Here is a 20,664-nt window from a genome sequence, read left to right as displayed (position 1 = left end):
AATATTCGGTGGATCGTATGATTCGCGTCAGACTGACACAGAAGAAAGCCGTTGCGCAAGACATCGCGGCGTTTGAACTCATGGCTGTCGACAACTCGCCGCTGCCGGCGTTCTCGGCGGGTGCGCATATCGATGTGCATCTTCGTAACGGGTTGGTGCGCCAATACTCTCTTTGCAACAACCCCGAAGATCGGCTGCGCTACGTACTGGGCGTTCTGCTGGTCCCGAATTCCCGCGGTGGTTCAAATGGGATGCACCTGCTCGATGAGGGCGATACGCTTGAAATAAGCGAGCCACGCAACCATTTCCCCATGGCCCCGGACGCCAAACGCTCGATTCTCGTTGCAGGTGGGATTGGGCTGACTCCGCTGCTCAGCATGGCAGAGAGCCTGGCAAAAACGTCTTCCTCATTCGTGCTGCACTATCGCGCGCGCAATGGTAATCGGGTCGCGTTCCGGGATCGCCTCGCCCTGCATGACCTGGCGCCGCATGTACGTCTGCACCTTGATTCAGACTATACAGAACGGGCATTTGAAGCGAAAACGTTGTTTGAGGAAGAAATCAAAACGGGGACGCACGTCTATGTCTGCGGTCCTGGCGGTTTCATCGAGATGGTATTGGCTGCTGCACGGGAGGCTGGGTTTCCGGAGGCGCAAGTGCACCGGGAATATTTTAGTGCGGAAATACGCGAGGCTATTGTTCAGGACGCGCCATTCACGATCCGTATCGCGAGTACGGGTGAAGATATCGAAGTGGGTGTGAAGCAGCGTGTGATCGATGCGCTGACCGCCCGAGGTGTTGTCATCCCTGTCTCGTGTGAGCAGGGTTTTTGCGGGACCTGCCTGACACGTGTTATCGATGGTATCCCGGACCATCGGGACACGTACTTGACAGATATGGAGCGAGCCGGAAACGACAAGTTCACACCATGCTGTTCGCGTGCAAAAAGCCCTTTACTGGTATTGGATTTATGAGCGGGCATTCTGCGAAGGGCATGATGCGACTCAATGCTTGGCTTCAGCTTTTATCGAGTACCACGCTGGTGTAGATTGACAATCGCTTGAGTTGTGGCAGTTCGACTTCGAGTCGGCGCCCACCATATTTCCGGATTTGGCCGTTGATGTGGACCCCACCGTCTGGATATGGAAGGGTCGTTGTCAGTGCCCCACTCCGGCGGCGTAGTCCATGCGTCCCGCACGTCAAGCCACCTCACTCGCTTCCGTTCAGGGTCTTCGCCCGCTCGTCCTCGATCAGCTTGTCAAGCACTCGACGCGCCCGCACTGCTCCTGCGTCTCCGGGAAGAAACACCGGCTTCAGAGACCAAAAATCCGCATCGCCCATCATCACTTGTTGAGCCTCCAGCATGGGTAAGTCTTCTTCTTCGAACGGGCGCTTGAGGCTTTCTATGTGTTGCTCCGCCAGCGCGGCTCCCGCGTCTCCCATTGTTTTCGGATAAGAGTTCGAGAACCAATAGTGCGTCGTCTTGCTGGTCTCCGGTGTAAAGTGATGCGACATCACGCGGCCAATTCGATCGCCAGTCGATCGCCCGCTTGGCACCGCGCCAACATAAAGCGCCATGTTCGCCGGTGCATCCCATCGCACGTCGATCCAGCGATCGACCGGCGTACCCGGTTCAATGTTATTGACGGCATAGAGGAAATCCGAGAGTTTCTCGTTTCTTACCAAGCGTTTTGAGTAGATGGTATTCAATTCTTGAGTGACCTCGACCTCCGCGCTCGAAACGCTGTCAGAACCCAGTGTGCCAGGATGAAGATACTGGATATGGCTTAGATCCATGATGTTGTCGGTTTCGAGGACATAGTTGGCTCGTGCATGCAGGTATCGCTTGCCAACGAAGAACAGCGCAGGGTCATTGAACGAAAAATCGGGGATCGCACCAGCATCTGCCAGCTCCGGCTCGCCCATCCAGATCCAGATCGCGCTATATCTTTCCACCACTGGGTAGCTTCTTACAGTCGCCATTTTGGGTACGAAGCCATTTCCGTGCGGATTGTGAACACACTGCCCCTTCCCGTTGAAGCGCAGCCCGTGGTAGGCACACTCAATCGCATCGCCAATCTTCACGCCTTTGTCCAAGGGGGCGAAGCGATGTGGGCAACGGTTTGAAATCGCCTGGACAAATCCTTCGGTATTCCTGAAGAACAGGATGGATTCGTCAAGAAGCGTCCGCTGAAGCGTGCCGTCACTTCCGAGTTCCGTGTCCCATGCTGCGACATACCAGGCATGTTTAAGATAAGCCATTACAACCTCCTGTGTCCGCGCTATCGCATTCATCGACGTTAGTTGAGCGGTTCAACAATATTCCGGCACTCACCGGACGATGTACGGTTTACCCTCTCGGACGCACACATCCAAAGCAATGTCTCGTATGACTGAAGTCGATATGTGATCCCGGAACCCAACACAATTTGCCCGTTATTGAAGGACCGTATGTCCCAAACTGCGCGGCACGTTGACCAGGACGCGCAAACGCCTTTACGCCGGCAAACGACTGCCTTTTTCGACGGGGAATAGTCGAGAGGAATATGAACGACGTTCCATTCGCAGGCGCTCAACGTTGACCGGGAATACGTCACGAATTTATATTCCTTTTAACAGGAATTGTCAATGAAGTGGGTGTTCAGGGCGTTTTCGGACCTGCGGGATACTATCGACTAGGCTGGCTCACACGCTCGCCCTTCCATCTTCAATCTTCACGGCCGTTGAGCTCAGGCGACTCGCCAGGCGAGCGCACGACGTTCTTCGACAGACGTCGTCTCATGAATGAGCCAAACAGATTGTCCGCGATAGAGCGAAACTCATCGAGTGCCCGAACGTGTATCGACGGATAGGCGGCATGAACCATGTCCGCAAGAGCGCGGCCAAACCCTAACTCGAGCATCCTGTCCGCTCCCTGCTCGACTAATGAAGCGAGCGGACCCTCCTTTCGATACGGCCGCAAGTTGGACTGCCGTCGGCCGCGTTACTGCTGGGCGTGCTTTGCTGCGTCTTCGATTACAGCCGCCACTTCCTTCGGACGCGATTCGTAGACCGAGTGGCTTGCACCGGCCAGCACCGTAGTACGGCTATGAGCACGCTGATAGTAGAAGCGTTCGAGATCCGGATTGATGATCTTGTCGTCAGCGGCAACGATGCCCCAGCTCGGTTTGGTGGTCCATGCCGCGACAGTCATCGGTGCCGAGAAGACCTTCGCTGCCGTCAGGATCTGCGACTGCGCTTCGAACTGGGCTTGCCTGAGCGGCAGATCAGCAGCGAAGTCCTTCGGGAAGTCGGCCGGAGTCAGGTACGTATAGCTGTCATCGGTCTTCTTGATCGCGCCTGGCTGCTTCGAGGTGTCGCTTGGCATTTTTTTGCCCATATCGCTCTCGTCCTCGCCGACCGCCGGCGCATGCGCAGCCACATACACCAGACCGGCCACCTTTGGATCGACACCTGCTTCGGTGATGATCGAGCCGCCGTAGCTGTGTGCGACGAGAATGGTCGGGCCATCCTGCAGGTCGATCACGCGTTTTGTGGCGGCGACGTCGTCGTCCAGGGAGGTCAGCGGTTCCTGCACCATGGTGACGTGGTAACCGTCCTTGACAAGGATTTCATAGACCGGCTTCCAGCCTGAGCCATCCACCCACGCGCCGTGTACCAAAACGATGTTCCTGATCAGCGCGGTGGCGGGCTGGGCGTCCTGGGCCATGGCGCAGGTTGAGACAGACAGGCAAGCGGACAAGGCAAGAACCGATGCTGCGATAGGCAAGATCTTCACGGCGAAACTCCATCTATAAAGGGGGACTTAACTAGCGAAGAACACGTTGCAAAAGCTGATCAGGTCCGACGCAACTTGAGCGCATCGCCGTACGGGATGCCGATGTCGCGTCCGATTCAGCGCTACCGTTCTGCGCGACACCGCCGACGGCCTGGTTGGTCAATTTCTGATCGTCACGCGCAGCATTTACAGGGTATTTATATGGAATCCTAATTTAACAACCGAGAAGATTGAAATAGCCGAAACGGATCTTACGCAACCAGATACTTGTCGAGTGCCTGGAGCAGCGGACCCGGCACCTCTTCCGGAATCAAGTGACCGCTCGGAAGTGCATAGCCAGTCACGTTTTCTGTCAAACAAGCTGATAAACAAACATAGGAAGCACGTGTTACCGCATTGAATGCCTCTATAAAATCGTCGACGCCCGTTGCGGATCGTTACGAACCCGTCGGGCTTCGCATCAGGAAGGACGCCAGAGGTTGTTTGTATTCCGGTCACCGCCGATCCATCTTTCGAGGTCGCGGTGAGCTGACGAAGCCCGTTCAGCATAGATGCTTGCGGAATCTTCGTGGTCCACTGTGAACTCGAGGACCAGGCCGTTTGGGTCCTTGATATAAAGCGAATGACAGAATCCGTGCTCCATCATAAAAGGCTTCAGGCCACCCGCTAGCAGACGGTTCTTGATTTCTTTCTGTGTCGACGGCTCGACTAATAGCGAAATATGCACGAAGAGTGACTGTTCCTTCGCCTTCCATGCTTGCTGTTTTTCCGGATTTGAGAAGTTGAAAAATGCCAGAAAGCTGCCATCTCCCAATGCGTAAAATGCGTGACCCAGGTCGACCTCTTCACCGTCAATCCGCTCTCGCTCTATCCACATTGCCTTCAGCGGCAGGCCGAGAACATCCTCATAGAATTTGCGGTTTTCCTCATGATCGTCGGTGGTATACGCATGATGATGCAAACGAAGCGGCAGTGTCCTGAGTTGAGACATGGTAGAGGGTTCTCTCTGTGTGCCAATGAAATCGAGCAGTGGTCGAATGGTCCGCGCGTTTGACGTCTTGCGAAAAGCGCAGGACAGGGAAATCAGATCTGCGCGCGTCCGCCATCGACAAACAGTTCGATGCCGGTAATGTAGCTGGCGTCGTCCGAGGCCAGGAAGGACACGGCTTTTGCAACCTCGTCCGCCTCTCCCACCCGGCCGAGTGGAGTGGTTTCGGCGACCTCCAGGCTGTATGCCTCGATCTGCTCGTCACTCATCTTGAGTTCGGTTTTATAGGCTGGCGTGACGATGACGCCCGGCGAAACCACGTTGACGCGGATATCGCGTCCTTTGAGATCGGATGCCCAGCTACGGGCGAATGACCGCAAAGCCGCCTTCGTTGCCGCGTAGACGCCGAACGCGGGAATGCCCTGTATGGACGCTATGGATCCTGTTATCACAATGGCGCTTCCGGCCGGCATCATCGGCAGCACGCCCTGTACCGTCAGCAACGTGCCCTTCATGTTGATGCCGACGTATTTGTCGAATTGCGCTTCTGTGATGCCACCAAGCGGTGCGAACTCTCCACCGCCTGCATTCGCGAACAGGATGTCGATCTTTTTGTGGGCCGACGACACGCATGCAATGATCTTTTCGACGTCCGCCGCCGAGGAATTATCGGCGCGAATTGCCTGCGCGCCGTGCCCGATCTCATCTACGGCGGCGTCCAGCGCTTCCTGACGCCGGCCGGTAATGAATACGGTTGCACCTTCAAGCGCGAGGCGTTTGGCGGTGGCAAGGCCGATACCGGTGCTGCCCCCTGTCACCAGGGCAACTTTCCCTGCGTGTTTCGTGGAATGAATGTTGATGTAAGGGGAAGGGGTCATTTTCAGGTGCCTCGTCAAAGTCGTTGATCACAGGTTGAAGACTAATGAATACAGGGAGATCATAAAAGGCGCTTCGATGGATTCTTTATTCACAGGTGTGCATAATGGCGCGCAATGGACGCTAGAGTTGAGCATCCACGCAGCGTCGAAGCGAGTTTGGCGGTGGTCGTTGCGAATCATTTCTGAGGTGGGCTATGGATCATCTGCAGGCTATCCGGATCTTTGCGCGAGTAGTTGAAACGGGTGGCTTCGGACGAGCGGCGCTTTCACTGGATATGCCGAATGCGACCGTCAGCAAGTGGATAAAGTCGCTCGAAGCACACCTCGGCGTGCAGTTACTGGAACGAAACACAAGAAGCGTCAGCGTAACGACCGATGGAGCCGCTTACTATGAGCGCACCCGTCACTTGCTCATGGAGCTTGACGACATAGAAGCGACGCTGGGTCGCTCCCAGGGGAGCCCTCGAGGCACCCTCAGAATCGATGCGGGTGGGTCGACTGCAAGCGGCATCATCATTCCGAATTTGCCTGGCTTTTGTGCACGCTTTCCCGACATTCAGGTTCGGCTCGGCGTCACCGACCGCACGATAGACCTCATTGCGGAGAACATCGACTGTGGGATTCGAAGCTCTGCTGACGATCCCGCCCTTGTAACGCGTCAGATCGGCGCTCTAGCGTGGACGACATGCGCGAGTTCCGACTATCTGGCCAAACACGGCGTACCGGAACATCCGCGAGAGATCCTTGAGAAGAACATGCCGGTCGTCGGATACTTTTCTGCGAGAACGGGCCTCGTGCAGCCGCTTCAGTTCCGTCGAGGTGACGAAAGAATCACGTTGGAACGTCCGCGCAACGACGTACTCGTCAGTGAAAGCAATGCTCATCTTGCAACTGCGCTGAGCGGTCTGGGCATCGTTCATACAATGGATTTCATGGTGCGTCCGTTCATCGAAAAAGGGCAACTCGTGCCTATTCTTGTGGACTGGCGTCCCGATCCGCACGCTGTCTATATAGCGTATCCGCCCAGCCGAAGGTATAGCACCAAGGTCAGGGTATTCGTCGACTGGGTGACGACGATCTTTAGCGCTATCTAGCGTACGAGACTCTGGAACACGATAAGTTGTGCTTTGCATTCGTCGTGAAAAATTAGCCCTGCTCACTCGCGATCAGTCGCTCCGTTGAGATTTACATAGCCGTCTCAGTCAGTCGCTGATGTTCACTTATGATTCGTGGCGGAACGGAGCCCTCGAGAACGAGACCGCCGGATTCGCGTGTCACACTGTTACTCGCTTATTCCATCAGCGCTGCGTTGCCCAAGTTGCGTTGACGACAATTCCATCGTTTCCCAGTGCTGTGTCCACCGCCGTAGCACCGGTGTCGGCATTCAACATAAATTCCGCCACCAGACCATCTGCGGGAGCTAAATCACTTAAGTACAGGTTTGAGATTTCAGTCGCGTTCAAAGCCCTGTTCCACAGCCTGACGCGAGTGAGGCCGCCCTCAAGGAAACCGCTCAGATCCTTGGTTCCGAGTCGCAGGGGCGCCGACCCCGCTTCGGGTTCAATCACGAGTTGCACATTCTCGTTGGGTGGTGCTTGGTAGTGAATTTCACAAGACCCCTGGGCGGGGCCGCGATAGGTGTCGCAGCGCACGTACTGCCCGTCTTGGTAGAAGAAGGTTCGCGAGTCATCGGCGACACCAACAACCTGCATCCATCGCCCCCTGTGAATGGGGACTTGTACATAACTGCCTACACCGAGGCCGCCTTGAGCGTTGAAAACATAGAAGCTGATCCGGTTCGGTCTGGAAGGGCTGTCCAGCGGATCATCATGGTTATACATGCGCAACGTCCACTCCTGATTCCCGGAAGCACCGGACAAGTCACCCTTGCCAAGCCAGTTGATGTAGTCGGTGCCGTCTTCTACTGCGGGAAAGTTCAGCGTATCGGGTCTCAACCAGGCGGCGACGGTGAGTTCACCCGTTGTGCTGATGCTGTATGCAATGCTACCTGGGATCTCTACGTATTGGTCGCGGCCGCCGAGGGCGAGATAGACATCTCCTGTTTTGGGAGCTGCGCTGGCGTTCATGTTGGACTCCGAAAGGTCTACGCAATAGCGAGCGAACCCCGGGTAAGTGCCGTCGAATCAACGTTACTATTTTTTTGGAGGTAGCAGTTGCGTTGTGGCTCGAAGACGCTGGTTCAATTGCGTGGCCACAGATAGCAATACGTTTGGCTGCCCTCGAGGTTAGGACCAGTGGTCCCATCTGCGGCAATTTCCTTGACCCATCCATTTGGGTCGGCAGGCGTCGGCGTGTCGCCGCAGTCGGTGTGAACCCAATGAATTCCGCCTGTGAATGGGATACCGCAAACCTCAATCTTGTCGCCTACCTGAATAGAGTTCAACGGGGAGGGAACGACAGTCATATTGCTTTGATACCCGGACGCAAAAACGTTGTCCATTGCAACATCGTACGTCTTTGAGTCGTCACCGCTCTTCAGCACCAGATGCGTATGCGATAGTTCAACGCCCTTGAGGAAGGTGCCGTGCTTGAATCTGGGTGGGGAGAATACATTGCCAACGAGCAAGCTTCCTCCGGCTGCGGTGCAATCCTGCCCTTCATCGGCCAACGCACCCGTTAAGAATGAAAACAGCATAGTCCAAAAGACAACGTGAAGCCGAAGCCCTCTTAGTTCGCGGAAACTGTCCCGACAGGACGATAGCTGCATGGTTTGTTCTCTGTGGTTACCTGTGGCTTGATCGGACTGGCCACATCGCATTCGTCGCTGCTAAAAAGGCACTTCAGACGTTGTGTCCGATTGCCAGCCGCCATTGTGAAAACGCTCGCTCAATACGTCGACGCCGATACGACGCGCCAAAGCTATTGTGAAATAAACGCGGTCCGTCTTTCCCGAGCGAGGTCAGTATTCGCAGACTAGGTGCTCACGAGAGAACTGCAAGACGCAATTGATCGGGATTTATACCAAGGTGGTTCTCCGACTCGACGGTAGCTCGCCCCCTCACCCCGTAGACCATAACGAGGGCCGGCTGGTCCTTACGGTCTATCGAGCCGCGACAATCGACAATATAGGATTCCGTAAGGATATCCATAAACACCATTACGATTTCAACCTAAGCCGTCGATCACTGGTTTAACGATAGCGCGATCAGCGGTTCACATCATCATGAACGCGCTGGTGCTTTAGTACTCGCCTACTACTCCCTGACAATTCGCGCGGTCTGTCCATCGAATGAAAGCGTAAGAAAGTCGATGAAAAAAGGGGCGACAACCCGGATGTGTTCCCCTTACCCGCCGGAGAAATTCATGACGCGCTCACAGAAAATCATGGTCATTCGTCACGGCGAAAAGCCGGCGGGGACAACGCCGCCGTGCGGTGTGACGACTGAGGGTGAGCAGGATGCGCAATCGTTGCTGGTTGCCGGGTGGACGCGTGCCGGTGCGTTAGCCGTTCTTTTCGCGCCTGCCCGAGGGCCATGACAAAACCCCGGCCTCGCAGTTCCAGCACCGTCTCCGGGATTTCCCTCCTATACATTCGCGAGCAGACGGTATTAAATAAATCACGTTGATTTAATAAATATTCAGCAGATTTGTAGGAGGAGACCCGTGAGAAGCCCCCACATTGGACGTGGCAGCAATTCGGCAAACTTGCGCCTCTATCACGAGCGGCTTTTGCTACAGGCTCTGCGTCGCTCGCAACCCACTGCCAAAGCGGATCTCGCGCGCCAGGCCAACCTGACCGGCACGGCGGTCGGGAGCATCATTGCGTCGCTGGACGAGGCCGGTCTTATTGAACACATTGGCCGTCGGCTCGAAGGCCAGCGCGGTCAGCCCGCTTCGCTGATCCGGCTGAACCCGCGCGGCGCGTTTGGTATTGGCGTGAGAATCGACCGGACCAGCATCGAAACGGTGCTTGTGAATTTTTCTGGCGAGGTCCTGGCGCGCAGCACCCTCGACCGGGTTCTCCCCCACCCCGACGAAGTCCTGACAATCCTTCAGCGCGACATCCAGAACATGCTTGCATTGCTCAACCCGGGCGAGCGCGAGCGGCTGACAGGGATCGGTCTCGCGCAGCCGTTTCACCTGGGAAGTTGGGCACGCGAACTTGGGCTGTCGGCTGAACGCTTCCGGGCATGGGACGAGATCGATTTCTCGGCCGAGTTAAGCAAGCTGATGCATCTTCCGGTGTTCGCCGAAAACGATGGCAACGCGGCCGCTATCGCTGAACTGTTTTACGGTGTCGGACGCCAGTGTCACGACTTCGTCTATCTCTTCCTTGGCTCGGCCATTGGCGGGGGCATCGCGATCGATGGCGATTGCCTGCGCGGCGGCACGGGCAACGCGGGGGATATCGGCATCATGCCGGTGCCCCCAAGCCGCCTCGCCTCCGCCCCGCTCCCCGCCGGGCAATGGGACATCCTGCTGTCGCGCGCGTCGCTGAATGCGCTTGCTCGCCATCTGCGATACAGCGGCGAGTCAATCCAGAATCGCTTCGATCTCAGCACCTGCATCGAGCGCAATCTGCCTGCGGTGGACGAGTGGATCGACGATTGCGTGGAGGCGCTCGCCCCGGCGCTGCACGCAACGCTGTGCGTGGTGGACGTGCCGACAATCGTGCTCGACGCGGATGTCGACAGCGGACTCCTCGATACGTTGCTCGAAAGATTACAGGCCGCGATGACGGCCACGGCGCCGGAAGCCCGCAGCGTCCCGGCACTGCTTCGGGGATCGTTTGGATCGGATGCGGGCGCCATCGGTGCGGCCACGCTGCCCATGTTCTTCAACTTTTCGCCCAACGCCGGGTTGCTCCAGAGCGCCAGCGCGAAATCGAAAGAGGTCAATCATGCCCATGTCTGAATCAAGGCCCCCCATCCTCGCGATGCAGGGAATCAGTAAAACCTTCCCCGGCGTGCGCGCGCTCGACAACGTGTCGCTGACCGTCTATCCGGGCGAAGTGCACTCGCTGATGGGCGAAAACGGCGCCGGTAAATCCACCTTGATGAAGGTGCTCTCGGGCGCCTACCAGGCGGACCCCGGCGGCGAAATCCTGGTCGATGGAAAGGTCACGACCATCGACGGCCCGCTCGCGGCGAAAGCAATCGGCGTCGCCGTGATCTATCAGGAACTGAGCCTCGCGCCTAATCTTTCCGTTGCCGAGAACATCCATGCCGGCCGTGAATTGCGCAAAGGCGGCCGCTTCGGGCTGGTGGACCGCGCAGGCATGGAGCGCGGCTGCGAGGACGTGCTCAAGCGGCTGGGCGCGAGCTTCCGGCCGCAGACGCTGGTGGGCGATCTGTCTATAGCAGAGCAACAACTGGTTGAAATCGCGCGGGCGGTTCATGCCAATGCGCGCATCCTCGTGATGGATGAGCCGACCACGCCGCTGTCATCGCGTGAAACCGACCGGCTGTTCGAGTTGATCCGGACATTGCGTGCCGAGGGGCTGGCGATCATCTACATCAGCCACCGGATGGCCGAGATCTATGAATTGTCGGATCGCGTCTCCGTGCTGCGCGATGGCGCCTACGTCGGCACGCTCGATCGCGCCGATCTGTCGGCCGAAAGCCTCGTCAAGATGATGGTCGGCCGGGACATTTCCGGTTTCTATAAAAAGCAGCATGCGCCCTACGATCCGGGCAAGGTCGTGCTGTCGGTCCGCGACGTCGCCGATGGCCGCCGCGTCAAAGGCTGCAGTCTTGAACTTCACGCCGGCGAAGTGCTTGGCATTGCAGGGCTGGTCGGCGCGGGCCGCACCGAACTGGCCCGGCTGATCTTCGGCGCTGAGCCGCGTATCCGTGGCGAGATTACCGTCGATGGCAAAACGCTCGCCATGCGCTCGCCGCGCGACGCGATCGATGCAGGCGTGGTGTATCTGACTGAAGACCGCAAGCGCCAGGGCCTGTTCCTCGACATGAGCGTGCGCGACAACATCAACGTTGCCGTGGCCGGCCGCGATGCCCGTCTTGGGGTGCTCGACCTCGCCCGAGGCGCGGTGCGCGCCCGCGACGCGATCTCCGCGCTCTCCATTCGCGTGGCAAGCGCGAAGGTCAACGCGGGCTCCCTGTCCGGCGGCAACCAGCAGAAAGTGCTGCTGTCGCGCCTGCTGGAAACCAAACCGCGCGTCCTCATCCTTGACGAACCCACGCGCGGCGTCGACATCGGCGCCAAGTCCGAGATCTATCGAATCATCAACGAACTGGCTCGATCCGGCGTCGGCATCATCGTCATCTCGAGCGAATTACCGGAAGTGATCGGCGTCGCGGACCGCGTGCTCGTCATGCGCGAAGGCGAACTTGCCGGCCAGCTCGGCGGCCATACCGGCACGCCGATCACACAGGAAGCCATCATCGAACTGGCAACGGGCTCCCGCCCGCCGGTCGATCAGGCAGCTTAATCAGGCAGCTTGATCCACTGATCCGTACAACGAAACAATCTGACGTCACGAATATCTGGAGGACGACATGAGCAATTCACTCAAGCCGCAGGAAGCCGGCACCACCCCTACCAAGGGCGCGACCAATCCGGTCCAGCGACAAGCCAATATATTGCGGCACGAGCGCATGCAGACGCTGATGCGAACTGCCGGCATGCTGCCAATCCTGATTCTGCTGTGCATCGGCTTCGGCATCACGACGGGCAATTTCTTCAGCCTTCAAAACCTGTCGATCGTCACGCAGCAGGCGTCGATCAACGTGGTGCTGGCTGCAGGCATGACCTTCGTCATCCTGACCGGCGGTATCGACCTGTCGGTTGGGTCCGTGCTGTCGGCGGCGGCAGTGGCGGCCTTGCTGGCATCGAACATTCCGGGTTTCGGTGGCCTCGCCGTGCCGGTCGCGCTCGTGGTCGGGGCCGGCTTCGGACTGATCAACGGCGCATTGATTTCCCTCCTCAGGCTGCCGCCGTTCATCGTGACGCTGGGCTCGCTGACGGCGGTGCGAGGCATTGCCCGTTTGATGGGACATGACACCACGATCTTCAACCCGCAACTGTCGTTTGCGTTCATCGGCAATGAATCGCTCTTCGGTATTCCATGGCTCGTCATTATCGCCATAGCGGTTGTCGCGATCTCGTGGTTCATTTTGCGGCGAACGGTTCTCGGATTGCGGATCTACTCCGTCGGCGGCAACCCCGAAGCGGCACGCCTTTCAGGCATCCGGGTGTGGGGCATCGAGATGTTCGTGTACGTCATCTCCGGCTTTCTTGCGGGTCTGGGCGCAGTGATGTCGGCGGCCCGCCTGTATGCAGCGAACGGTTTGCAGATGGGGCAATCGTACGAACTCGACGCCATTGCCGCGGTGATTCTCGGCGGCACCAGTTTTGTGGGTGGCGTGGGATCGATCATCGGTACGCTGGTTGGCGCACTGATCATCGCTGTCCTGACCAACGGCCTCGTGCTGCTCGGCGTGTCGGACGTGTGGCAGTACATCATCAAAGGCCTTGTGATTATTGGCGCCGTCACGCTCGACCGGTACCGGCAGCGTGGTTCAGCGCGCACCTGAAGTAATAGTAATCCTCGAATTTTTTCTCATGGAAGCACGGACGCGAAAACGGTCCCTTCGCGTTCGAAAAATACACCGGACCTCTTTGGAGACATCGACATGTTGAAACAAAAAATTGCTGCCGCGAGCATTGCAGTCGCACTCGGCTTCAGCCTCACTGCCCCGGCGCACGCTGCCGACAAGCAACTCAAGTCGATCGGCATCACGGTCGGATCGCTCGGTAACCCCTACTTCGTCACGATCGTGAAGGGTGCGGAGGCCAAGGCCAAGCAGATCAATCCGGCCGCGACCGTCACGGCTGTATCGGCCGATTACGACATGAGCAAACAGTTCACGCAGATCGATAACTTCATTGCCGCTCACGTGGACATGATCCTGTTGAACGCTGCGGATCCGAAGGCCATCGAGCCGGCGGTGAAGAAGGCGCAAGCGGCAGGGATCGTGGTCGTTGCAGTCGACGTGGCCGCTGCCGGCTCCGATGCCACCGTTCAGACGAACAACGTCCAGGCCGGCGAACTGTCGTGCGGGTTTATCGTGAAGAAGCTCAACGGCAAGGGCGATGTCGTGATTGAAAATGGACCGCCCGTTTCGGCTGTGCTGGATCGCGTGAAGGGCTGCAAGTCGGTGCTGGCCAAGAGCCCGGGCATCAAGGTCCTGTCCGATGACCAGGACGCCAAGGGATCGCGCGAAGGCGGCATGGCCGCGATGCAGGGCTATCTGACGCGCTTCCCGAAGGTGGACGCCGTGTTCGCGATCAATGACCCGCAGGCGGTCGGCAGCGATCTTGCCGCGAAGCAGCTGCATCGGAAGGAATTGTTCATTACGTCGGTCGATGGCGCGCCGGACATCGAGACGGCGCTCAAGAGTGACACGCTCGTTCAGGCGTCGGCGAGCCAGGATCCGTGGACGATGGCGCAGAACGCCGTGACCATTGGCTACGACATCATGAACGGCAAGAAGCCGGCCAACCCGATTGTCTTGATGCCATCGACGCTCGTGACGCGCGACAACGTAGCCAGTTACAAGGGCTGGACCGCGCCGCATTGAACGTAACCGGGTGAGCGGTGTTCGCGCTGCCGCTCACCGGTTTTCTGTCGTTGAGATGGGCCCAGGACATCCTGCCGATGCTTGCGGCCCCGCAATCGCCGGTAAGCGATCCGATCGGAGCCCGTCAGGCAGTCTTGTTAACGTAGGGAACCGGATTCGGGCGTGAACCTCGGGACGAAGACGAGTCAGGCTGACGCTCGCCCGCGATGAGCCGCTCGATGATCCGGCGTGATGAAATCGACCACGATGCTCGACGCCTTGTGCTTTGGTTCCGCGTGATAACCACCTTTGCCCGCATGCGCCATGCCCACCTCGATCATGACGTGGCTCGGCGGCGTGAAGCGGCAGATTTGCCAACGGTCGCACGGCACGTTGTTCGCGAGCCCATTGCCACGCAGCGCTGCTGCCCAGAACGGCGGAGGCATGATGTTTTCCCTCAAACGGCGGGCCATGGTTCAGCAGCGTGCGCCGCGGTCGTTTGGAATGCGGTCCTCTCCAATCAATAAGCCATCCTATCAAAATCTACCTCCAAGTCCATTTTCGCTATGTGCACCAGGGCCTATAGCAGGATATATGGGCGGATCGCAAGCTAGTGCATGCGCCTGAATTGCTGCGCATCAAGTTTTCTTGGGCTCGCGCGGTGGCAGGATCAGCCATCAATGAAGGTAGCTGGGCACTCCGGAAGCACGCAAGTGGCATCACGCTCTCAGCAACGTGACAGTGCCATCCCAATGGCACCACAACCTCGCAGCGATTCTTGCCGGCCTTGCCGCGGTTTCGACTTGCGTGTTCGGTTGAGACAGTGTGCGACGGCCAGACTTGCCCAGGAAAAGTATTCGTTGATCCACCGCAGAGATTTTCAGACGGACGTCGATGCATCCGCTGCCGAGAATGGGCTCCGCCCGAGGCGGATTAAGGATATCCCTACCTCCATTTCAGGAATGACTCATCGAATGGTGTCTTCAGCGCTCGGCGTTTGATGCCGTATACCTGTAGTGCGCGAATTCTGATAGTCCCTATTGCCGGCGGGTCGGCGGATATTTTCCCTTTAAGTTATTGAAGAAACTGACTATGCCAACGTTTATTTCCAACCTGCCCATTGCCAAGCGGCTGGCTGCAGGCTTTGTTGTGGTATTGATCATGTCGATGGTCAGCATCGTCATAGGGCTTGCGCGCCTGTCCTCTGTGGCGCAAGCAACCCGCGATCTGGTTGCCAATCCAATACAGACCGAGCGGCTCGTCAACGACTGGTCACGCAATATCAATACCGCGGTCACCCGCACGACCGCGATTGCCAAGAGCGCTGACCCTGGCCTTGCCAGTTACTTCGTGGAAGAAGCAATGGCTTCTTCCAAGGTGTCAGGAGCGTTGCAAAAGTCGATAGAAGCTTTGATGATCTCTGACGAGGAAAAAACCTTGTTTGGCGCAATTGGTGAACAGCGCAAAATTTTTATCTCTACCCGCGACCAGATTTATGCACTGAAAAAATCGGGCAAAGCCGAGGAAGCGAACCAGTTGCTAGAGCAACAGTTCATACCTGCGTCCAGGCTCTTTGTGGCGAAGGTTGACGCCTTAGTGAAGCAGCAGCGCGAAGAAATCGACAAGGTGGCCACGCAGATTCAGGCCAACTACGAATTCAGCCGCACACTGATGATCGCTCTTGGAGTGGTCAGCCTGCTGCTGAGCGTGCTGTGTGCGTGGCTGATCTCCGGCAGCATCACCAGGCCGCTGCTAAAAGCCACCGAGGTAGCCCGCCAGGTCGCCGAAGGCGATTTGACCGCCCGTATTGATAGTCACAGCACCGACGAAGTCGGCCTGTTGCTCGACAGCCTGAGAGACATGCAAACCAGTCTCGTGCGCGTTGTCTCCAACGTACGTTCCGGCTCGGAAAACGTGGCCACCGCCAGCGCCGAAATCGCCCAGGGCAACGACGACCTCAGCGCCCGCACTGAAAGTCAGGCCAGCGCCCTGGAAGAAACCGCCGCCTCCATGGAAGAGCTCAGTTCCACCGTACGCCAGAACGCCGACAATGCCCGCCAGGCGAACCAGTTGGCCATGAACACATCTGACGTCGCCATACAGTGTGGCGGAGTCGTCAACCAGGTCGTGGAAACCATGAAAGGTATCAACGACAGTTCAAGGAAAATCTTCGACATCATTGGCGTCATCGACGGCATCGCCTTCCAGACCAACATCCTCGCCCTGAACGCTGCGGTGGAATCAGCCCGTGCCGGTGAACAGGGTCGCGGCTTCGCAGTAGTGGCCAATGAAGTGCGCAGCCTGGCCGCACGTTCCGCCGAAGCGGCCAAGGAAATCAAAAAGCTCATCAGCGCCAGCGTGGAACGCGTAGCTCAGGGTTCGGCCCAGGTCGAGCAGGCCGGTCTCACCATGACCGAAGTCGTCCGCTCCATCCGCCGCGTCACCGACACCATGGGTGAGATCAGTGCCGCGAGCAACGAACAATCCCTGGGCGTGGCCCAGGTCGGCGAGGCTGTCACCCAGATGGACGAGGCCACCCAGCAAAACGCCGCTCTGGTGGAAGAAATGACCGCCGCGGCCAACAGCCTGCGCAACCAGTCCCACGAACTGGTGCAAGTCGTCTCTATCTTCAAGCTCGAGCGCGGCGCAGGTCTTGCCGCGTCGCTGGTTTGAGGCCGATGAGATGGCAGTCCTGGGTGTGTTCGAAATAGCCGGCCCGCCACCCCGGAGTGGATCGAGCGAGGCATGAAGTCCTCGAGCGAGTCCCGCTGTTACGCGTCGTCAGGGACCGGATTCCATTGCGCGGTCCCATGAGACTCTTCTTGCGCACCCAACGTTGACCTTCGTCGACACACCCGCAGCGCTTACTGGGTGTAATTCGCCAACACCGCACGGATCGCCGGATCGTTCATGTTGTCCGGCGTCACCGTGACCACGTTGACGAAGACTTTGGGGCGCGGCGGATGTCCTCGCAGGGCCTCAACCAATGCTTCCAGCGCAAGATAGCCCATGCGGTAAGGGTCTTGCACTATATCAACATACACGATGCCACGTCTGAGGCCATCCATGAATTCCGGACGCCAGTCGAATACAACCAGACGCGGGCGATCTCCGACCGGCCGGGCGTCAATAACCCGCAAGGCGCCGTAGGCGATTGGCTCAGCTGGTGCAAAAACGGCATCGAGGTGACCCGGATAGGCGTTCAACGCCTTGGCGGTCAAGCTCTCCGCTTCACGGGGCCGATACCCCACGTAGGTATCGATAGCCACATTCCATCCCTCTTCCCGTGCCACGCTTATGAAGCCGTTTTCTCGCGCGGTCGTGGAGCTGATGTTCGGTGCGAGCCGCAGCACGGCTACCTTGGCGCCCTTGCTCAGGACGGGGACAAGGCTGAGCGCAGCCTTTCTGCCTGCACCAAAATTGTCCGTATAGACGGTCGAAATGCCGTTGTAGTCAGCGCTGTCCCTATCGACGAGAATCACCGGGACGGAGATCGACACCGGGGTATTGCCCACCAGCGGTTCCGGCGCCAGTACAACCCCAGCCACGCCCTGCTGCACCAGGTAGTCGATGATGTGCAACTGGAGATTCGACGTGTCGAGCGACGTCCCGTCCGATGGGTTGCGAATCAGGAGCTGGACATGCTGATCGTGAGCAGCCCGTTCAATTCCCTTGATCATCGCCTGGTAGAAGACAAGTGATGATCCCGGCAGGACGACACCGATTGTGGTCTCTTTCGCAATCAATTCGGTCCCGGTCAAAGCGGAAAGAAGGAAGAGAAACAACAGGATCTTGCGCATGGCGACTGACCATCCTTATCAGAATCGATCGGACCTCGTTTCGCTCGGGGAGGAGGATTCCCTCAGGACGATACCTTGTTCTAGGAGAGCAGCGACAACCAGGCTACCTTGCACAAGTATACGGCGGAGCAGGACTTTCGAATCTTGCGGCAAACTTCGACCCGCAAGGGCCGGCATTCCAGAGTTAGTGGATGTGAAGCATGTGGGCGTCAAAGCGGCCGCCCGGCTGAACAACCAGGCGGAGAATATCTACCAGCCGGCACGCGAACGCGTGCGCGAAATCACAACCGCTCGGCTATATGATTATCAGAGCCATTACGACCGATCTAATTAGCAAGTGATTCAGAATCGCTTGCAATGCTGTCAAGCCTGTAACCATAATTATAAATCGGCATCAATCGATAACCATATTGAGAAAATTTCAATTTTGATTTAATCATCGAGAGATGTGTCGTAATTGTGCGCGCGTTGATCCTTTCATCACGCGACCAAACCTTCCCCGCAATGTATACCCGGGACAGAGGATTCGCCAAACTTCGCAGCAACAGTAATGCGAGCGCATATTCCTTGCGCGTCAGCATCACCCGCGTGCCCTCTATCTCGACCGCATTGCTGGCCGGTTCAAACCTGTACGGCCCGAATTGCATTTCGTTGTTAAACGGCTCCGTGCACCACGTGCGCTGCAGGAAGGACCTTACGCGTGCCAGCAAGCTTGAAACCAGCATCGGTTTAACCAAATAACTATGCGGCCACTGCAGACTCTCCAGCGCCTTCTCATCTTCCGGGCGACTTATGACGAAGATAATCTGTGATTCGAGAGGCAGCGATTGGCGCAGGAGATCCAGCATGGAAGTACTACGAGCGTCTTCTACGTCCCAGTCAAGGATCGCAAGATCAAAAGCGCCGGCACGCAAGGTTCGCCGTAACGTATCTCCGGTGCTATACCCCTTGCTGTGATAACCAGCCAATTTGAGACTGCGATTCAGCGACGAAGACGCTTCAGGATCACGCTCAAGAGTAACTATTCTCATTGCAGTGCCGGTCAGTTATCGAAAGTTCAGCCTGTGCCACTTCAAGCGCATCTCTGACAGGCAGTTTTTAGGCTAGAAGGCTGTGACACGATAGCAATGAATCAAAACATTCAAATATTTATTTTCTTAATAATCATTTACCGGATATTTCAGTTATCTCCATTGTTAGGAATTTCTTACTCTTTATTATGAATCGACGATTTGGACGACTATGAAACCCACTGGTATCACGCCATAAGTTAATACCCTGAGTTGCCATAAAATGACAACGACTTGGGTTGGAATAATTTTCTATGCAGCTAATAATTGCTTTGCTAGATTAGGCAGCGCAAAAAGCTATGAAGCGAGGTGATCGCCGGAAGAATGGAAAAGCAGTGGAAAGTTTATGAAATAATTTACGGACTGCCGAATGAGGCATCGCTCTAATAATTTCAATTAATTTCCTAATCTAACGGCGCTTGTCCCAGCATTTAAAGCGTTGGATTTTGCATATATTTTTTATTCCATTGTGCTATTGGGGGAGAAGATGAAAAAGGCATTGCTGGCGGCGGCACTGTTGGTGGTCGGGACAGCGGCACAGGCCCAGAGTAGCGTCACTTTGTACGGTCGTCTGGACGCGGGTCTTGAGTACATGACCGGTTTGCCCAACACCGGATATTCGGCGTCCACGTCGCGTGTACGCGCGGAGAGTGGTGACTTCGGTACGAGTCTTTGGGGCTTGAAGGGTGTTGAAGATCTGGGCGGTGGCACCAAGGCTGTATTCCAGTTGGAAGGCAGCTTCAGCACGACGACGGGAGCATTGGGCTCATCGGGTTCAATCTGGAATCGTTGGGCGACGGTCGGCGTAGCCGACGATCGGTACGGTACGTTCTTGCTGGGACGCGAATTGTTTATTTCGAACGGCCTTTGGGATTTTGATCCGTTTGGTCAGTCCGCCTGGTCGTCAGCATCGCTGGTCCGTGGTCGTAACTGGCCGCAGTCCAGCAACAACGTGTCCTATCAATCTGCGAAGTTTGGCGGTTTTGATGTGTATGGACAGTATTCGCTGTCAAACACGACGAGCTGGAACGGTAACGGTACGGGTTCGGGGCGCGCAGATGGCCTTCAAGTGACCTATACGACGTCCTTGTTTCAGGTGCGTGGTTTATATGACGAGCTTCGGTCTGCGAATGGTCAGTTAAACAATCCGTTCACGGCGTCACGCGAGTACTTTGCCGGCGTCAATGTATTCCTTGGCCAATTCAAGGTTTCGGCCGTGTACCAGGCGTCGCGGACGTCGGGAATGACCGGTACTTCGGCAGGTACGCCCACGACGACTGACCAGGAATGGGCCGGCTTTACCTGGCAGGCCACTCCGGCAGCAGCTCTGATCGGGGCTGTATACCATGTCAATGCGAATAACGGCGGGGGCAACGCCAACATCTATTCGATCGGCGGCTCCTACAATCTGTCGAAGCGAACCTTGCTTGATATTCAAGTGGCAACGGTACGCAATAGCAAAAGTGCAAACTTCGGGCTTGATGCGAACTCCGCGGGCGATGGCGGGACCACCAGCTCGGGATATAACGAAAACCCGCTTTATGGTCATAGCCAATCAGGCGTCTATATGGGGATCCAGCATTCGTTTTGAGTCACTATCTGAAACG

Annotated in this window: 17 protein-coding genes and 1 pseudogene; 9 read left to right on the top strand and 9 right to left on the bottom strand. The window is 57.1% G+C overall.

Going from position 1 to position 20,664, the window contains the following annotated elements; genetic code table 11:
* Nucleotides 1–17: 17 nt before the first annotated feature.
* The gene (locus ACSOSP_RS30395) at nt 18–974 is read left to right on the top strand and encodes a PDR/VanB family oxidoreductase (protein ID WP_455312237.1); all 957 of its coding nucleotides are present in this window, start codon (nt 18–20) and stop codon (nt 972–974) included.
* 235 nt (nt 975–1,209) lie between these two features.
* On the opposite strand, the gene ACSOSP_RS30390 is transcribed toward ACSOSP_RS30395, so the two are convergent.
* From ACSOSP_RS30390 to ACSOSP_RS30375, 4 genes are all read right to left on the bottom strand, one after another.
* On the bottom strand, nt 1,210–2,262 hold the full coding sequence (locus ACSOSP_RS30390) for a Rieske 2Fe-2S domain-containing protein (RefSeq protein WP_455312236.1): 1,053 nt from the start codon (nt 2,260–2,262) through the stop codon (nt 1,210–1,212).
* A gap of 721 nt (nt 2,263–2,983) precedes the next feature.
* Complete coding sequence (locus ACSOSP_RS30385) at nt 2,984–3,709, bottom strand: alpha/beta hydrolase (protein ID WP_455313718.1); 726 nt, start codon at nt 3,707–3,709, stop codon at nt 2,984–2,986.
* A 529-nt stretch (nt 3,710–4,238) separates the two neighbouring features.
* Complete coding sequence (locus ACSOSP_RS30380; RefSeq protein WP_455312235.1) at nt 4,239–4,769, bottom strand: VOC family protein; 531 nt, start codon at nt 4,767–4,769, stop codon at nt 4,239–4,241.
* 92 nt (nt 4,770–4,861) lie between these two features.
* The gene (locus tag ACSOSP_RS30375) at nt 4,862–5,644 is read right to left on the bottom strand and encodes an SDR family NAD(P)-dependent oxidoreductase (protein WP_455312234.1); all 783 of its coding nucleotides are present in this window, start codon (nt 5,642–5,644) and stop codon (nt 4,862–4,864) included.
* A 194-nt stretch (nt 5,645–5,838) separates the two neighbouring features.
* On the opposite strand from ACSOSP_RS30375, the gene ACSOSP_RS30370 reads away from it, so the two are divergent.
* On the top strand, nt 5,839–6,738 hold the full coding sequence (locus tag ACSOSP_RS30370; RefSeq protein ID WP_455312233.1) for a LysR substrate-binding domain-containing protein: 900 nt from the start codon (nt 5,839–5,841) through the stop codon (nt 6,736–6,738).
* A gap of 204 nt (nt 6,739–6,942) precedes the next feature.
* On the opposite strand, the gene ACSOSP_RS30365 is transcribed toward ACSOSP_RS30370, so the two are convergent.
* Both ACSOSP_RS30365 and ACSOSP_RS30360 read right to left on the bottom strand, forming a co-directional pair.
* Nucleotides 6,943–7,731 (bottom strand): LamG-like jellyroll fold domain-containing protein, encoded by a 789-nt coding sequence (locus ACSOSP_RS30365; RefSeq protein WP_455312231.1) that lies wholly within the window; start codon nt 7,729–7,731, stop codon nt 6,943–6,945.
* Nucleotides 7,732–7,844: 113 nt separating this feature from the next.
* Entirely contained in the window at nt 7,845–8,372 is a 528-nt protein-coding gene (locus ACSOSP_RS30360) for a hypothetical protein (RefSeq protein WP_455312229.1), read from the bottom strand.
* A gap of 596 nt (nt 8,373–8,968) precedes the next feature.
* Between ACSOSP_RS30360 and ACSOSP_RS30355 the strand changes: the two genes are divergently transcribed.
* From ACSOSP_RS30355 to ACSOSP_RS30335, 5 genes are all read left to right on the top strand, one after another.
* The gene (locus ACSOSP_RS30355) at nt 8,969–9,142 is read left to right on the top strand and encodes a hypothetical protein (RefSeq protein ID WP_455313750.1); all 174 of its coding nucleotides are present in this window, start codon (nt 8,969–8,971) and stop codon (nt 9,140–9,142) included.
* Nucleotides 9,143–9,268: 126 nt separating this feature from the next.
* On the top strand, nt 9,269–10,519 hold the full coding sequence (locus tag ACSOSP_RS30350) for an ROK family transcriptional regulator (RefSeq protein WP_455312227.1): 1,251 nt from the start codon (nt 9,269–9,271) through the stop codon (nt 10,517–10,519).
* Nucleotides 10,506–12,056: a sugar ABC transporter ATP-binding protein gene (locus tag ACSOSP_RS30345; protein WP_455312226.1), complete on the top strand. Its 1,551-nt coding sequence runs from the start codon at nt 10,506–10,508 to the stop codon at nt 12,054–12,056. Before ACSOSP_RS30350 ends, ACSOSP_RS30345 begins: the two co-directional genes overlap by 14 nt.
* A gap of 67 nt (nt 12,057–12,123) precedes the next feature.
* Nucleotides 12,124–13,161 carry an ABC transporter permease subunit gene (locus tag ACSOSP_RS30340; protein ID WP_455312225.1) on the top strand — a complete coding sequence of 346 codons (1,038 nt, stop codon included), beginning with the start codon at nt 12,124–12,126 and terminating at the stop codon, nt 13,159–13,161.
* A 99-nt stretch (nt 13,162–13,260) separates the two neighbouring features.
* A complete protein-coding gene (locus tag ACSOSP_RS30335) occupies nt 13,261–14,208 on the top strand; it encodes an ABC transporter substrate-binding protein (protein ID WP_455312223.1) in 948 nt (315 codons plus the stop codon).
* Between the two features lie 221 nt (nt 14,209–14,429).
* Here ACSOSP_RS30335 and ACSOSP_RS30330 read toward each other — a convergent pair.
* Nucleotides 14,430–14,651 (bottom strand): annotated as a pseudogene (locus tag ACSOSP_RS30330) (aromatic ring-hydroxylating dioxygenase subunit alpha); the annotation flags it as partial.
* Between the two features lie 628 nt (nt 14,652–15,279).
* Between ACSOSP_RS30330 and ACSOSP_RS30325 the strand changes: the two are divergent.
* The gene (locus ACSOSP_RS30325) at nt 15,280–16,860 is read left to right on the top strand and encodes a methyl-accepting chemotaxis protein (RefSeq protein ID WP_455312221.1); all 1,581 of its coding nucleotides are present in this window, start codon (nt 15,280–15,282) and stop codon (nt 16,858–16,860) included.
* Nucleotides 16,861–17,051: 191 nt separating this feature from the next.
* On the opposite strand, the gene ACSOSP_RS30320 is transcribed toward ACSOSP_RS30325, so the two are convergent.
* Together ACSOSP_RS30320 and ACSOSP_RS30315 are read right to left on the bottom strand one after the other, a co-directional pair.
* Nucleotides 17,052–17,987, bottom strand: coding sequence for a substrate-binding domain-containing protein (locus tag ACSOSP_RS30320; RefSeq protein ID WP_455312219.1), 936 nt, complete (start codon nt 17,985–17,987; stop codon nt 17,052–17,054).
* 326 nt (nt 17,988–18,313) lie between these two features.
* A complete protein-coding gene (locus ACSOSP_RS30315) occupies nt 18,314–19,018 on the bottom strand; it encodes a response regulator transcription factor (protein ID WP_455312218.1) in 705 nt (234 codons plus the stop codon).
* Nucleotides 19,019–19,544: 526 nt separating this feature from the next.
* On the opposite strand from ACSOSP_RS30315, the gene ACSOSP_RS30310 reads away from it, so the two are divergent.
* On the top strand, nt 19,545–20,648 hold the full coding sequence (locus tag ACSOSP_RS30310) for a porin (RefSeq protein ID WP_455312217.1): 1,104 nt from the start codon (nt 19,545–19,547) through the stop codon (nt 20,646–20,648).
* The last annotated feature ends 16 nt before the right edge of the window (nt 20,649–20,664 follow it).

Source organism: Caballeronia sp. KNU42 (genome assembly GCF_053760385.1).
Note: the sequence above shows the minus strand (reverse complement) of the source record. Positions and strands in the feature narration are given on the sequence as shown.